Consider the following 13,648-nt stretch of genomic DNA (forward strand, 5'->3'; position numbering starts at 1 on the left):
TCAACAATTATTGCGCAAAGGGATTTTTCGTTTCGTATGACGTGTTATAAAGCGCGTCGGAAATTAAATACTGGTAAATATCATCAACAATTTCGATGCCTTCGACGGCGGTTTTGTGTTGTTTAATATCCTGATCCTGTCCGGGATAATAAACCTGGTTAAAACCGGGCGCGGGGGTAATGGCATTTAATTCGCGCATGGTCTGGCTAAGATGTTGACGGAATAATTCGCTGGAGGAGAAAAAGTTCGGATTAATAACTACATGTAATTGCCCCAAATTACGTCCGGCGTGTAAATCGTCATACATCGAACTGACCTGACGCCCGAACGGTAAGCCGAGTAAGACGCCTGAGAGGACGTCAATCATCATCATCAGGCCATAACCTTTCGGTCCGGCAGCCGGGAGCAGGGCGTTAACCGCGAAGGGATCGGTTGTTGGTGCACCGTTTTTATCGACCGCCCAGGTATCCGGGATAGACATATTGCGCGAGCGGGCGTCGAGCACTTTTCCCCATGCCTGTACGGTAGTCGCCATATCAAAAGTAAGAATCTCGTCGCCTTCTCCCGGCGCGGCAAAGGCCAGTGGGTTAGTGCCGTAGTAAATTTCCGCGCCGCCAAACGGCACCACCATTGGATCGGACTGGCACATCGAAATGCCAATCAATCCGGCGCGGGCTGCCTGCTGCACAAAATAAGAGATTGCGCCGCTGTGACCCATTCGGCTGATGCCAACCACCGCCACGCCATGTTGTTGTGCTGTTTTAATGGCATGTTCCATACCCATTTTTGCCGCGACCTGTCCGGCGGCATTGTCGGCATGTAAAATTGCCGAGCACGGTCCGGTTTCTTCAAGACGAAACTCTGGTTCGCGGTTGGTGCCGCCTTTTGATATGCGCTCTGCGTAGTATTCAACGCGCACCGCGCCATGAGAGTGGATCCCTCTGGCATCGGCGTAAACCAATACTTCAGCCACGGTTGCAGCGTGCTCACGTTTTAACCCAGCCTGACAGAGTTTATTCTCAATTAACTGGTGGAGTGTTTCCCGACTGATTTTCATCTGTCTTCCTTTTTAACGATGGTGTGAAGCATGACTGCAATTAACATACAGGGAAAATATCTGGATTATGTGATCCAGACAGGCAAAAAAATATAGTTAGAATTTATTTGATAATCCGCTCGCTTTTAACCTGGTTTTTAAAACAACTATGCTTATTAAAAAATAACGTGTAATAGTCTGGCGGTTATTTGAATTCTTTTGTTAATAATGTCTGTGTGATATTCATCACCTTATTTACTCGTTGTCATCGATACCGTAATCGCCACATTAACACTGCTCGTGCAATTGCCATGGGTGCAATTTTTAAGGAGTTGTTATGATCCACGCCTTTATTAAAAAAGGGTGTTTTCAGGATTCAGTCAGTTTAATGATTATTTCACGAAAACTCAGCGAATCAGAAAATGTTGATGATGTTTCCGTAATGATGGGTACGCCCGCCAATAAAGCGTTACTAGAGACTACAGGTTTCTGGCATGACGATTTTAATCACGCCACGCCGAACGATATTTGCGTGGCAATTCGTAGCGAAGCTGCGGATGCGGGGATCGCGCAGGCGATTATGCAGCAGCTTGAAGAGGCGCTAAAGCAACTGGCGCAGGGAACGGGCAGCAGCCAGGCGTTGACGCAGGTACGTCGCTGGGACAGTGCCAGTCAGAAATTACCCAATGCCAATCTGGCGCTGATTTCAGTGGCTGGCGAGTATGCGGCGGAACTGGCGAACCAGGCGCTGGATCGCAACCTCAACGTGATGATGTTCTCCGATAACGTCACGCTGGAAGATGAAATCCAACTTAAAACCCGCGCGCGGGAAAAAGGTTTGCTGGTGATGGGGCCGGACTGCGGTACATCGATGATTGCCGCCACGCCGCTGGCTTTTGCTAACGTGATGCCGGAAGGCAACATTGGCGTCATTGGCGCTTCCGGTACCGGGATTCAGGAGCTGTGCTCACAGATTGCGCTGGCAGGTGAGGGAATTACTCACGCGATTGGTCTTGGCGGGCGCGATCTCAGCCGTGAAGTGGGCGGCATCAGTGCGCTAACGGCGCTGGAAATGCTCAGTGTAGACGAGAAAAGCGAAGTGCTGGCGTTTGTTTCAAAACCGCCTGCCGAAGCTGTGCGTCTGAAAATTGTTAATGCCATGAAAGCAACCGGCAAACCGACGGTGGCGCTGTTTTTAGGTTATATCCCGGCGGTGGCCCGCGACGAGAATGTCTGGTTTGCCTCCTCGCTGGATGAGGCTGCGCGCCTGGCTTGCCTGCTTTCACGCGTTACGGCGCGACGTAACGCGATAGCGCCTGCCAGCAGCGGATTTATTTGCGGCTTGTATACCGGCGGTACGTTAGCCGCCGAAGCGGCGGGATTACTTGCCGCGCATCTTGGCGTGGTAGCCGACGATACCCATCATCACGGCATGATGCTCGACGCCGATGGTCACCAGATTATTGACCTCGGCGATGATTTCTACACCGTCGGGCGTCCCCATCCGATGATTGACCCAACCTTACGCAACCAGTTAATTGCCGATCTCGGCGCTAAACCGCAAGTGCGCGTATTGCTGCTTGATGTGGTGATTGGCTTCGGTGCGACCACCGATCCTGCTGCCCCGCTGGTAAGCGCCTGGCAAAAAGCCTGTGCCGCGCGTCCAGACAATCAACCACTGTATGCCATTGCCACGGTGACAGGCACTGAACGTGACCCGCAATGCCGCTCGCAGCAAATCGCCACGCTGGAAGATGCGGGGATCGCGGTAGTGAGTTCGCTACCGGAAGCCACCTTGCTGGCGGCGGCGTTAATTCATCCGCTCTCGCCTGCCGCACAGCAACATACACCGTCATTACTGGAAAACGTCGCCGTGATTAACATCGGATTACGCAGCTTTGCGCTGGAGCTACAAAGCGCCAACAAACCGGTTGTGCATTACCAATGGTCGCCAGTCGCTGGCGGCAATAAAAAACTGGCTCGTTTATTAGAACGTTTGCAATAAGGGGTTCCCATGTTTACATCAGTGGCGCAAGCCAATGCTGCGGTTATCGAACAAATTCGTCGCGCTCGTCCACACTGGCTGGATGTGCAACCGGCTTCTTCACTCATTAATGAATTAAATCAGGGTAAAACACTGCTTCACGCCGGGCCGCCGATGCGCTGGCAGGAGATGACCGGACCCATGAAAGGGGCATGTGTGGGCGCATGTCTGTTTGAAGGCTGGGCGAAAGATGAAGCGCAGGCACTGGCAATGCTGGAGCAGGGGGAAGTGAACTTCATTCCTTGTCACCATGTGAATGCTGTCGGGCCAATGGGCGGCATTACTTCTGCCAGTATGCCGATGCTGGTGGTCGAGAACGTGACCGACGGCAATCGGGCGTACTGCAACCTCAACGAAGGTATCGGCAAAGTGATGCGTTTTGGCGCTTACGGCGAAGATGTCCTGACTCGCCATCGCTGGATGCGCGATGTGTTAATGCCAGTATTAAGCGCGGCGCTGGGGCGCATGGAGCGCGGTATCGATCTCACCGCGATGATGGCGCAGGGCATTACCATGGGCGATGAGTTCCATCAGCGCAATATTGCTTCCTCAGCACTGTTAATGCGTGCGCTGGCCCCACAAATTGCTCGCCTCGATCATGATAAACAACACATCGCGGAAGTGATGGATTTCCTCAGCGTGACCGATCAGTTCTTCCTTAACCTCGCGATGGCTTACTGCAAGGCGGCGATGGATGCTGGTGCGATGATCCGCGCAGGCAGCATCGTCACGGCTATGACCCGCAACGGCAATATGTTCGGGATTCGGGTCAGCGGGCTGGGCGAACGCTGGTTTACTGCGCCTGTAAACACTCCCCAAGGTCTATTTTTCACCGGCTTCTCGCAGGAGCAGGCGAACCCGGATATGGGCGATAGCGCGATTACCGAAACCTTTGGTATCGGTGGTGCGGCAATGATCGCCGCCCCTGGCGTAACACGCTTTGTCGGTGCGGGTGGTATGGAAGCAGCCAGAGCAGTATCTGAAGAGATGGCAGAAATCTTCCTTGAGCGCAATATGCAGTTGCAGATCCCTGGCTGGGATTTCCAGGGCGCGTGTCTGGGGCTGGATATTCGTCGCGTGGTAGAAACCGGCATTACGCCGCTCATCAATACCGGTATCGCCCATAAAGAAGCGGGGATCGGGCAGATTGGTGCAGGCACTGTGCGGGCACCGCTGGCGTGCTTTGAACAGGCGCTGGAAGCACTGGCTGAAAGCATGGGTATTGGTTGAGGAACGCGCAATGACGATCATCCATCCTCTGCTTGCCAGCCGTAGTTCACCGAATTATCGCCAGCCCTGGCGGTTAGCGGGCGTGTGGCGGCGGGCGATTAACCTGATGACGGAAAGCGGTGAATTGTTAACGCTGCATCGTCAGGGTAGTGGTTTCGGTCCCGGAGGATGGGTGCTTCGCCGCGCACAATTCGATGCGTTATGCGGTGGATTATGCGGCAATGAACGACCACAGGTTGTGGCTCAAGGGATTCGCCTCGGGCGTTTCACGGTTAAACAGCCACAGCGTTATTGTTTGCTGCGTATTACGCCGCCTGCGCATCCCCAACCGCTTGCAGCGGCATGGATGCAACGCGCGGAGGAAACCGGGCTTTTCGGGCCGCTGGCGTTGGCGGCAGGCGATCCGCTTCCCGCTGAATTACGCCAGTTTCGTCACTGTTTTCAGGCCGCGCTCAATGGCGTTAAGACCGACTGGCGGCACTGGCTGGGTAAAGGGCCGGGATTAACGCCGAGTCATGATGACACGCTAACGGGAATGCTGCTGGCAGCCTGGTATTATGGCGCTTTAGATGCGCGCTCCGGTCGCCCGTTTTTTGCCTGTTCCGACAATCTTCAACTCGTTACCACAGCGGTGAGCGTTAATTATTTACGTTATGCCGCGCAAGGATATTTCGCCTCGCCACTCCTGCACTTTGTTCATGCTCTGAGTTGCCCGAAACGTACCGCTGTGGCGATTGATTCGCTGCTGGCGCTGGGGCATACGTCAGGGGCTGATACGCTGCTGGGGTTCTGGCTTGGTCAACAATTATTACAAGGAACACCATGAAAACACTGGTTGTAGCTCTTGGGGGCAATGCCTTACTCCAGCGCGGTGAGGCGCTGACGGCAGAAAATCAATATCGCAACATTGCCAGTGCTGTTCCCGCGCTGGCGCGCCTGGCGCGTACTTATCGGCTGGCGATTGTTCACGGCAACGGGCCGCAGGTGGGATTGTTGGCGTTACAGAATCTGGCGTGGAAAGAGGTCGAACCGTATCCACTGGATGTGCTGGTGGCGGAAAGCCAGGGGATGATTGGCTATATGCTGGCGCAGAGCTTGAGCGCACAGCCGCAGATGCCGCCTGTCACGACGGTGCTGACGCGCATTGAGGTTTCGTCTGATGATCCGGCGTTTTTGCAGCCAGAGAAGTTTATCGGCCCGGTTTATCAGCCAGAAGAACAAGAGGCACTGGAAACGGCTTACGGCTGGAAAATGAAGCGTGATGGCAAATATTTACGCCGGGTGGTGGCATCTCCCCAGCCTCGTAAAATTCTCGACAGCGAAGCCATCGAGTTGTTGCTCAAAGAGGGGCATGTGGTGATTTGCAGTGGCGGCGGCGGTGTTCCGGTGACGGATAACGGAGCAGGGAGTGAAGCGGTGATTGATAAAGATCTCGCCGCGGCGTTGCTTGCCGAGCAGATTAATGCCGATGGACTGGTGATCCTCACCGATGCTGACGCGGTTTATGAAAACTGGGGAACGCCGCAGCAACGCGCCATTCGCCATGCCACACCGGATGAGTTAGCGCCATTTGCCAAAGCCGATGGGGCGATGGGACCGAAGGTAACGGCGGTGAGTGGCTATGTCAGAAGCCGTGGTAAACCTGCGTGGATTGGGGCGTTATCGCGGATTGAAGAGACGCTGGCGGGCGAAGCGGGGACCTGTATTTCGCTGTCGTGATGGGAGCATCCAGCATATGGCGCACCATGCCTGATGCGACGCTTGACGCGTCTTATCAGGCCTACAATGGGTACCGGATTGGTAGTAGGATAAGGCGTTCACGCCGCATCCGGTAATCGGCGCACCATGCCTGATGCGACGCTTGACGCGTCTTATCAGGCCTACAATGGGTACCGGATTAGTAGGCCGGATAAGGCGTTCACGCCGCATCCGGTAATCGGCGCACCATGCCTGATGCGATGCTTGACGCGTCTTATCAGGCCTACAATGGGTACCGGATTAGTAGGCCGGATAAGGCGTTCACGCTGCATCCGGCAAGAATATGAGCACCAGGTTAACTGAACTTATTCTGCGCCCACATCACGCCGCTGGCATACTCTGGCGGCAGCAGCGGGATTAAGGCTTCCAGCGTTGCGGTCAGACGCGATGTGTCGCTGTCGGTCAAATTCAGATGCCCCACCTTACGGCCCGGACGCACTTCTTTGTCGTACCAGTGCAGATGCACCAGCGGCAGTTTCAGCCAGTCATAGTTCACATCGCTACCAATCAGGTTGATCATCACTGACGGGCTATTTACCACCGGTTGCGGTAACGGCAGATCGGTAATCGCCCGCAGATGCAGCTCAAACTGGCTGATGCTGGCACCGTTTTGTGTCCAGTGACCACTGTTATGCACACGCGGAGCCAGTTCGTTGATCAGCAGACCTTGCGGAGTGATAAAACACTCCATCGCCATCACGCCCACATAGCCCAGATCCTGCATAATCGCCGACAGCATCTCTTCGGCCTGCGCCTGCTGCTGTGCGTTGGCCTGCGGGAAAGCGACGCTGGTGCGCAAAATACCGTCCTGATGCAGGTTATGCGTCAGCGGATAAAACACAGTGCTGCCATCAAAGCCGCGCGCGCCAACCAGCGATACTTCGCCAGAGAAGTTAATGCCCTGCTCGACAATACATTCGCCGTAGCATTCAGTCGGTAACTGTGCGGTTTCATCGGCGCGTAAACGCCATTGACCGCGACCGTCATAGCCACCAGTACGACGCTTAACAATCGCCAGTTCACCTAAACGATCAAACACCGCAGGCCACTCACTGCGATCGGCAAGTAACTGCCACGGTGCAGTCGGCAGGTGAAGCTTGTCGAAAAGCTGCTTCTGAGTCAGACGGTCGGCAATAATTGGGAACACATCGCGGTTCACAAAGGCTGGATGGCGTGCCAACTCGCGCGTTAATGCGGTTTCCGGCCAGCGTTCGATCTCAGCGGTAATCACGCTTTGTTGAAAGGGCACCGCCGCCGGTTCAGCGTCCAGCCCGACCGGCCAGACAGCAATGCCTAACGGTTCGCCTGCCTGGCGCAACATACGGCCTAACTGCCCGTTACCGAGGACGCAAACCTGTTTCATGCCGCACCTCGCGGGTCCGGGTTTTCCAGCACTTCATCAGTTTGTGCTTTGCGCCAGTCATTCAGACGCTGGTGCAGTTCTTTATCATGAGTCGCAAGAATTTGTGCTGCCAGTAACGCCGCGTTTGCCGCGCCAGCTTTACCAATCGCCAGCGTACCCACCGGAATGCCGCGCGGCATTTGTACGATGGAGTAGAGGCTATCGACACCGCTCAGTGCGGCGCTCTGTACTGGCACACCCAGCACTGGCACCAGCGTTTTGGCGGCAATCATGCCCGGCAGGTGCGCTGCGCCGCCTGCGCCCGCAATAATCACCTGATAACCGTTCTCTTCGGCACTTTCGGCGAAGCTGAACAGTTTATCGGGGGTGCGGTGAGCAGAAACCACTTCAACGTGGTGCGGGACATTCAGGATTTCGAAGATTTCGGCGGCGAACTGCATGGTAGCCCAGTCGCTTTTGGACCCCATCACGATGGCGACACGCGCCGGATTATTGCGGGAAGACATGCGTCTTAAAACTCCTGTGGTGCACAACTCTCGGCTTTAGAGGGCACAGAGAATAGCACGGAAAGAGAGCAAGGAAAACGGTTGCGTGGCTATGAAATCAGCAAGGTTGCGGGTTTTTAAAATGGAAAATGGATCAGCTCAACGTCATCCGCCGTGACTTTCACCATCGACCCTTCTGTATGCCAGGCACCGAGTACCACGCGAAAAGCAGGTTGCTGATTGGCGATAAGTTCATGGACCGCCGGGCGATGGGTATGCCCGTGAATCAACCATTGCACCTGATGTTTTTCCATCGTACTAACCACCGCGTTTTGGTTAACGTCCATGATCGCCAGCGATTTACTGCTGTTTGCTTCTTTGCTGTTCGCTCGCATTCGCGCAGCAATGCGTTTGCGCACAAACAACGGCAGGGCGAGGAATAGCGTTTGCAGCCACGGCTTGTGGACTTTGGCGCGAAATGCCTGATAACCGATGTCATCGGTGCACAGCGTGTCGCCATGCATAATCAACACCCGACGACCATAAAGTTCGAGCACTTTTTCTTCCGGCAATAACGTCATGCCACTCTCACGGGCAAAGCGTTTGCCGAGCAGAAAATCACGGTTGCCATGAATGAAATAGCAGGGAACGCCGGAATCGGATACCGCTTTGATCGCTGCGGCCATCTGGCGATGGAGTGGGTTGGGATCGTCATCGCCAATCCATGCTTCAAACAGATCGCCAAGAATATACAGTGCGTCGGCCTTGCGGGCTTCCCCCGCTAAAAAACGCAGAAAACCGGCGGTGATCGCCGGTTCTTCCGCGCAGAGATGAAGATCTGCAATAAAGAGTGTCGCCACGATTACTCGCTAACGGTCACGCTTTCAATGATAACGTCTTCTTTTGGCACGTCCTGGTGCATACCGCTACGACCGGTTGCAACACCTTTGATTTTGTCTACCACGTCCATGCCTTCAACCACTTCAGCAAACACGCAGTAACCCCAACCTTGCAGGCTTTCGCCAGAGAAGTTCAGGAAGTCGTTATCAACCACGTTGATGAAGAACTGTGCAGTTGCAGAGTGCGGTGCCTGAGTACGGGCCATTGCCAGCGTACCGCGGGTGTTTTTCAGACCGTTGTTGGCTTCGTTTTTGATCGGTTCTTTGGTGGCTTTTTGCTTCATGCCTGGCTCAAAACCGCCGCCCTGAATCATAAAGCCGTTGATAACACGGTGGAAAATGGTGTTGTTGTAAAAACCTTCGCGGCAGTAGTCCAGGAAGTTTTTAACTGTTTCAGGTGCTTTATCGTCAAAAGTTTTGATGACAATATCGCCGTGATTGGTGTGGAAAGTAACCATTTTTGCATCCTGTTCCGTTTGATTGGTGCTTCAACCCGATTCGGGTCATATATAGGGTGGTGTTATAGCATAACCGCACGATCGGATCATCACGCAATGTATGCTGATTCGCGCGGGAAATATGGGTATTATACGCAACTCAATTACCCACACATGTCTAAACGGAATCTTCGATGCTAAAAATCTTCAATACTCTGACACGCCAAAAAGAGGAATTTAAGCCTATTCACGCCGGGGAAGTCGGCATGTACGTGTGTGGAATCACCGTTTACGATCTCTGTCATATCGGTCACGGGCGTACCTTTGTTGCCTTTGACGTGGTTGCGCGCTATCTGCGTTTCCTCGGCTATAAGCTGAAGTATGTGCGCAACATTACTGATATCGACGACAAAATCATCAAACGCGCCAATGAAAATGGCGAAAGCTTTGTAGCGCTGGTGGATCGCATGATCGCCGAAATGCACAAAGATTTTGATGCTTTGAATATTCTGCGCCCGGATATGGAACCGCGTGCGACGCACCATATCGCAGAAATTATTGAACTCACTGAACAACTGATCGCCAAAGGTCACGCTTATGTGGCGGACAATGGCGACGTGATGTTCGACGTACCGACCGATCCGACCTATGGCGTGCTGTCGCGTCAGGATCTCGACCAGCTGCAGGCAGGCGCGCGCGTTGACGTGGTCGACGACAAACGCAACCCGATGGACTTCGTTCTGTGGAAGATGTCGAAAGAGGGCGAACCGAGCTGGCCGTCTCCGTGGGGCGCGGGCCGTCCAGGCTGGCACATTGAATGTTCGGCAATGAACTGCAAGCAGTTGGGTAACCACTTTGATATCCACGGCGGTGGTTCAGACCTGATGTTCCCACACCACGAAAACGAAATCGCTCAGTCCACCTGTGCCCATGATGGTCAGTATGTGAACTACTGGATGCACTCGGGGATGGTAATGGTTGACCGAGAGAAGATGTCCAAATCGCTGGGTAACTTCTTTACCGTGCGTGATGTGCTGAAATACTACGACGCGGAAACCGTGCGTTACTTCCTGATGTCGGGCCACTATCGCAGCCAGCTGAACTACAGCGAAGAGAACCTGAAGCAGGCGCGTGCGGCGCTGGAGCGCCTCTACACTGCGCTGCGTGGCACAGATAAAACCGTTGCGCCTGCCGGTGGCGAAGCGTTTGAAGCGCGCTTTATTGAAGCGATGGACGACGATTTCAACACCCCGGAAGCCTATTCCGTGCTGTTTGATATGGCGCGTGAAGTGAACCGTCTGAAAGCAGAAGATATGGCAGCGGCGAACGCAATGGCGTCTCATCTGCGTAAACTTTCTGCCGTGCTGGGCCTGCTGGAGCAAGAACCAGAAGCATTCCTGCAAAGCGGCGCGCAGGCAGACGACAGCGAAGTGGCTGAGATTGAAGCCTTAATTCAACAGCGTCTGGATGCCCGTAAAGCGAAAGACTGGGCGGCGGCAGATGCGGCGCGTGACCGTCTTAACGAGATGGGGATCGTGCTGGAAGATGGCCCGCAAGGGACCACCTGGCGTCGTAAGTAATTGCGCTATTGCCGGATGCGAGTTTTCGCATCCGGTTATCGTCTGCGCCACCACAACATTCCCATCAGTAGCATCCCCGGCAACCACACCCACATCAATTCAGAAATAATCACCTGATGCCCGTACGGCGTGGTGTAACGAGACAATGCAAACGGCGCGACTTTAATCACCTGCCAGGGAGCGAAAAAGCGTTCATCTGACCACGGCCACAGCCAGCCAACGCCTTTACCGCCAGTGGTTACCGAATCCAGCAAGCTGTGCGATAGCAACGAAACGGTTAAAAACAGCCAGCAGCGAATCAGCCCAGCCCTGAACCATCGACGTCCAATCAGCACACATAACAGCGGGACAACAAACGCAAACACCAGCGAATGGGTAAACCCGCGATGACCAAAAACATTGCCGTAAGCAACGCCAAATTTAAACGACAATACGTCGGCATCGGGCAGCATCGCCAGGATGATTCCGGCAAATAACAGGCGCGGAGGGATGACTTTCGAACCCAACCCTAAACCAATGCAAAGGGGAACGGCGGCGTGCGTAATAACGGTTGGCATGATGGTCGCTTCGGCAAAATGTCGATGCTATCAGCATGGATGAACGGGGCGTAGAGGGCAAAAGTCTGAAAAGAGAACCGGCCTGTTGATACAGGCCGGGAAAGGGATCAGGCAACAACCTGTACGCTGTGACCTGCAAAACTCACTGTCTGACCGGCGACGATTTTGCAGCGTTTGCGCGTTTCAACCGCGCCGTCGACTTTCACCTGGCCTTCGGCAATCGCGATTTTCGCCTGCGCGCCGCTTTCGCTCCAGCCTTCCAGTTTCAGCAAGTCGCACAGCTCAACGTGCGGATGTTTACCTAAAGAAAATGTCGCCATGTTACTCACCCTGTGGATCATGATATTCAACGCACGCCTGTAGCGTGTTTTCGATCAGCGTGGCAACCGTCATCGGGCCAACGCCGCCCGGAACAGGCGTAATGTATGAGGCGCGTTTAGCCGCGTCTTCAAACACCACGTCGCCCACAACTTTGCCATTTTCCAGACGGTTGATGCCAACATCAATCACAATCGCGCCTTCTTTGATCCAGTCACCAGGAATAAAGCCCGGTTTACCGACGGCAACGATCAACAGATCGGCATTTTCTACGTGATGACGCAGATTTTTAGTGAAGCGGTGAGTCACGGTGGTGGTGCAACCTGCAAGCAGCAGTTCCATACTCATTGGGCGACCGACGATATTCGATGCGCCAATCACCACGGCGTTGAGACCGAAGGTATCGATGTTGTATCGCTCAAGCAGTGTGACGATACCACGCGGGGTGCAGGGGCGCAGACGTGGCGCGCGCTGGCACAGACGACCGACGTTATAAGGATGGAAACCGTCAACGTCTTTGTCCGGGTGAATTCGTTCCAGCACTTTGACGTTATCAATACCCGCCGGTAACGGCAGTTGGACCAGAATGCCATCAATGGTGTTGTCGGCATTCAGCGCATCGATAAGCTCCAGCAGCTCCGCTTCGCTGGTGGTTTCCGGGAGGTCATAAGAACGGGAGACGAACCCGACTTCTTCACAAGCTTTGCGTTTGCTTGCGACATAAATTTGCGATGCAGGGTTGCTACCCACCAGTACTACGGCCAGTCCTGGTGCCCGCAGTCCAGCTGCAATACGTGCCTGAACTTTTTGAGCAACTTCAGAGCGCACCTGCTGCGCAATCGTTTTACCGTCAATAATCTTTGCTGCCATCAGAGAGAGGATTCCATCTGTTACGTAGGTCGAAGGGGATGCGCCTATTTTGTCAGAAGCGGGGCGCGCTGTCAGTTTTCGTTTCAGATTTATCGCGTGAAGCGACCTCTTGTGAAGGTGAGGCGCACCGTCGCTGAGATTGAAAGCTTCATTTTTCGTCCATGATGACGTTGTAAATCTGGAACTGATTTATTTCCTTGTCTAAGGATTAAGATAATTTAAGAAATACCTGACAATATAAAAAGAATTTTCAGCCTAGTAATTTACCGCTTCAGGTCTATATTTGTGTTGAATATATTTTGCGCGGGAATATTCATCTAACGGGGCTCTCTATTTTTTAGAATAGAGTGCATATTTTCAATTAAGACATTCTTAGAGGATAAAAAGGAATTTTACTACTATCAGTGTCTTAAATAAAGTAATCGGTTATATACGGATGTGGAGTCGATAAATGAGATTGAAGGAATATATATGAAATTAAGATTTATTTCGTCTGCGCTGGCTGCCGCACTATTCGCCGCTACGGGTAGTTATGCTGCCGTTGTAGATGGCGGTACAATTCACTTTGAAGGCGAACTGGTGAATGCTGCCTGTTCAGTGAATACTGACTCGGCAGACCAGGTTGTCACACTCGGTCAATATCGTACCGATATTTTCAATGCTGTTGGTAATACCTCTGCATTAATTCCATTCACTATACAGTTGAACGACTGCGATCCTGTTGTTGCCGCTAATGCTGCCGTTGCATTTTCTGGTCAGGCGGATGCAATCAATGATAATTTATTGGCCATTGCATCCAGTACCAATACAACAACAGCAACGGGTGTCGGTATTGAAATACTTGATAATACATCCGCAATTCTCAAACCTGATGGGAATAGCTTCTCAACCAACCAGAACTTGATCCCCGGGACCAACGTTCTTCATTTTTCTGCGCGTTATAAAGGCACCGGTACAAGTGCATCAGCAGGGCAAGCAAATGCTGACGCGACTTTTATTATGAGATACGAATAATCAAAACTACGTAGTTTTGAATTATATATCACGTCTTATAACAAAGTAATGTACCGG

Annotated in this window: 14 protein-coding genes; 6 read left to right on the forward strand and 8 right to left on the reverse strand. The window is 53.1% G+C overall.

What is annotated here, in order from left to right; translation table 11 throughout:
- Positions 1-7: 7 nt before the first annotated feature.
- Positions 8-1,057 carry an ureidoglycolate dehydrogenase gene (gene allD / locus BGE37_RS10525; protein ID WP_105288011.1) on the reverse strand — a complete coding sequence of 350 codons (1,050 nt, stop codon included), beginning with the start codon at positions 1,055-1,057 and terminating at the stop codon, positions 8-10.
- Between the two features lie 316 nt (positions 1,058-1,373).
- On the opposite strand from allD, the gene BGE37_RS10530 reads away from it, so the two are divergent.
- From BGE37_RS10530 to BGE37_RS10545, 4 genes are read left to right on the forward strand one after another with little or no spacing between them, the layout of a single operon-like run.
- Positions 1,374-3,041, forward strand: a complete 1,668-nt coding sequence (locus BGE37_RS10530; RefSeq protein WP_105288012.1) for an acyl-CoA synthetase FdrA — start codon at positions 1,374-1,376, stop codon at positions 3,039-3,041.
- A 9-nt stretch (positions 3,042-3,050) separates the two neighbouring features.
- Positions 3,051-4,310, forward strand: a complete 1,260-nt coding sequence (locus BGE37_RS10535; RefSeq protein ID WP_000495348.1) for a DUF1116 domain-containing protein — start codon at positions 3,051-3,053, stop codon at positions 4,308-4,310.
- Positions 4,311-4,320: 10 nt separating this feature from the next.
- Positions 4,321-5,136: a DUF2877 domain-containing protein gene (locus BGE37_RS10540; RefSeq protein WP_105288013.1), complete on the forward strand. Its 816-nt coding sequence runs from the start codon at positions 4,321-4,323 to the stop codon at positions 5,134-5,136.
- On the forward strand, positions 5,133-6,029 hold the full coding sequence (locus BGE37_RS10545; RefSeq protein WP_105288014.1) for a carbamate kinase: 897 nt from the start codon (positions 5,133-5,135) through the stop codon (positions 6,027-6,029). The genes BGE37_RS10540 and BGE37_RS10545 overlap by 4 nt, the downstream gene beginning before the upstream one ends.
- 334 nt (positions 6,030-6,363) lie before the next feature.
- On the opposite strand, the gene purK is transcribed toward BGE37_RS10545, so the two are convergent.
- The 4 genes from purK to ppiB form a co-directional block, all read right to left on the reverse strand.
- The gene (gene purK, locus BGE37_RS10550) at positions 6,364-7,431 is read right to left on the reverse strand and encodes a 5-(carboxyamino)imidazole ribonucleotide synthase (protein ID WP_105288015.1); all 1,068 of its coding nucleotides are present in this window, start codon (positions 7,429-7,431) and stop codon (positions 6,364-6,366) included.
- On the reverse strand, positions 7,428-7,937 hold the full coding sequence (purE, locus tag BGE37_RS10555; RefSeq protein WP_001295318.1) for a 5-(carboxyamino)imidazole ribonucleotide mutase: 510 nt from the start codon (positions 7,935-7,937) through the stop codon (positions 7,428-7,430). Before purE ends, purK begins: the two co-directional genes overlap by 4 nt.
- A 116-nt stretch (positions 7,938-8,053) precedes the next feature.
- On the reverse strand, positions 8,054-8,776 hold the full coding sequence (gene lpxH, locus BGE37_RS10565; RefSeq protein ID WP_105288016.1) for a UDP-2,3-diacylglucosamine diphosphatase: 723 nt from the start codon (positions 8,774-8,776) through the stop codon (positions 8,054-8,056).
- A gap of 2 nt (positions 8,777-8,778) precedes the next feature.
- Positions 8,779-9,273: a peptidylprolyl isomerase B gene (gene ppiB / locus BGE37_RS10570; protein ID WP_000256002.1), complete on the reverse strand. Its 495-nt coding sequence runs from the start codon at positions 9,271-9,273 to the stop codon at positions 8,779-8,781.
- A gap of 173 nt (positions 9,274-9,446) precedes the next feature.
- Between ppiB and cysS the strand changes: the two genes are divergently transcribed.
- A complete protein-coding gene (gene cysS / locus BGE37_RS10575) occupies positions 9,447-10,832 on the forward strand; it encodes a cysteine--tRNA ligase (protein WP_000912345.1) in 1,386 nt (461 codons plus the stop codon).
- A gap of 35 nt (positions 10,833-10,867) precedes the next feature.
- Here cysS and BGE37_RS10580 read toward each other — a convergent pair whose 3' ends face one another.
- The 3 genes from BGE37_RS10580 to folD all read right to left on the reverse strand — a co-directional run bounded on the left by BGE37_RS10580 (position 10,868) and on the right by folD (position 12,577).
- Complete coding sequence (locus BGE37_RS10580; RefSeq protein ID WP_001143548.1) at positions 10,868-11,389, reverse strand: metal-dependent hydrolase; 522 nt, start codon at positions 11,387-11,389, stop codon at positions 10,868-10,870.
- A 107-nt stretch (positions 11,390-11,496) separates the two neighbouring features.
- Positions 11,497-11,709, reverse strand: coding sequence for a ribosome-associated protein YbcJ (gene ybcJ, locus BGE37_RS10585; protein WP_000190288.1), 213 nt, complete (start codon positions 11,707-11,709; stop codon positions 11,497-11,499).
- Between the two features lies 1 nt (position 11,710).
- Positions 11,711-12,577 (reverse strand): bifunctional methylenetetrahydrofolate dehydrogenase/methenyltetrahydrofolate cyclohydrolase FolD, encoded by an 867-nt coding sequence (gene folD, locus BGE37_RS10590; protein ID WP_000729155.1) that lies wholly within the window; start codon positions 12,575-12,577, stop codon positions 11,711-11,713.
- Between the two features lie 471 nt (positions 12,578-13,048).
- Here folD and fimA point away from each other — a divergent pair, with 471 nt between their 5' ends.
- The gene (fimA, locus tag BGE37_RS10595) at positions 13,049-13,591 is read left to right on the forward strand and encodes a type 1 fimbrial major subunit FimA (RefSeq protein WP_000776555.1); all 543 of its coding nucleotides are present in this window, start codon (positions 13,049-13,051) and stop codon (positions 13,589-13,591) included.
- Positions 13,592-13,648 lie beyond the last annotated feature (57 nt).

It is taken from the genome of Escherichia sp. MOD1-EC6300 (genome assembly GCF_002965045.1).
GTDB classification, from domain to species: domain Bacteria; phylum Pseudomonadota; class Gammaproteobacteria; order Enterobacterales; family Enterobacteriaceae; genus Escherichia; species Escherichia coli_F.

What these genes read in the sequence shown, in the direction of transcription:
- allD (WP_105288011.1), bottom strand. Translation starts at nt 1,057, where the DNA reads ATGAAAATCAGTCGGGAAACACTCCACCAGTTAATTGAGAATAAACTC.
- BGE37_RS10530 (WP_105288012.1), top strand. Translation starts at nt 1,374, where the DNA reads ATGATCCACGCCTTTATTAAAAAAGGGTGTTTTCAGGATTCAGTCAGT.
- BGE37_RS10535 (WP_000495348.1), top strand. Translation starts at nt 3,051, where the DNA reads ATGTTTACATCAGTGGCGCAAGCCAATGCTGCGGTTATCGAACAAATT.
- BGE37_RS10540 (WP_105288013.1), top strand. Translation starts at nt 4,321, where the DNA reads ATGACGATCATCCATCCTCTGCTTGCCAGCCGTAGTTCACCGAATTAT.
- BGE37_RS10545 (WP_105288014.1), top strand. Translation starts at nt 5,133, where the DNA reads ATGAAAACACTGGTTGTAGCTCTTGGGGGCAATGCCTTACTCCAGCGC.
- purK (WP_105288015.1), bottom strand. Translation starts at nt 7,431, where the DNA reads ATGAAACAGGTTTGCGTCCTCGGTAACGGGCAGTTAGGCCGTATGTTG.
- purE (WP_001295318.1), bottom strand. Translation starts at nt 7,937, where the DNA reads ATGTCTTCCCGCAATAATCCGGCGCGTGTCGCCATCGTGATGGGGTCC.
- ppiB (WP_000256002.1), bottom strand. Translation starts at nt 9,273, where the DNA reads ATGGTTACTTTCCACACCAATCACGGCGATATTGTCATCAAAACTTTT.
- cysS (WP_000912345.1), top strand. Translation starts at nt 9,447, where the DNA reads ATGCTAAAAATCTTCAATACTCTGACACGCCAAAAAGAGGAATTTAAG.
- BGE37_RS10580 (WP_001143548.1), bottom strand. Translation starts at nt 11,389, where the DNA reads ATGCCAACCGTTATTACGCACGCCGCCGTTCCCCTTTGCATTGGTTTA.
- ybcJ (WP_000190288.1), bottom strand. Translation starts at nt 11,709, where the DNA reads ATGGCGACATTTTCTTTAGGTAAACATCCGCACGTTGAGCTGTGCGAC.
- folD (WP_000729155.1), bottom strand. Translation starts at nt 12,577, where the DNA reads ATGGCAGCAAAGATTATTGACGGTAAAACGATTGCGCAGCAGGTGCGC.
- fimA (WP_000776555.1), top strand. Translation starts at nt 13,049, where the DNA reads ATGAAATTAAGATTTATTTCGTCTGCGCTGGCTGCCGCACTATTCGCC.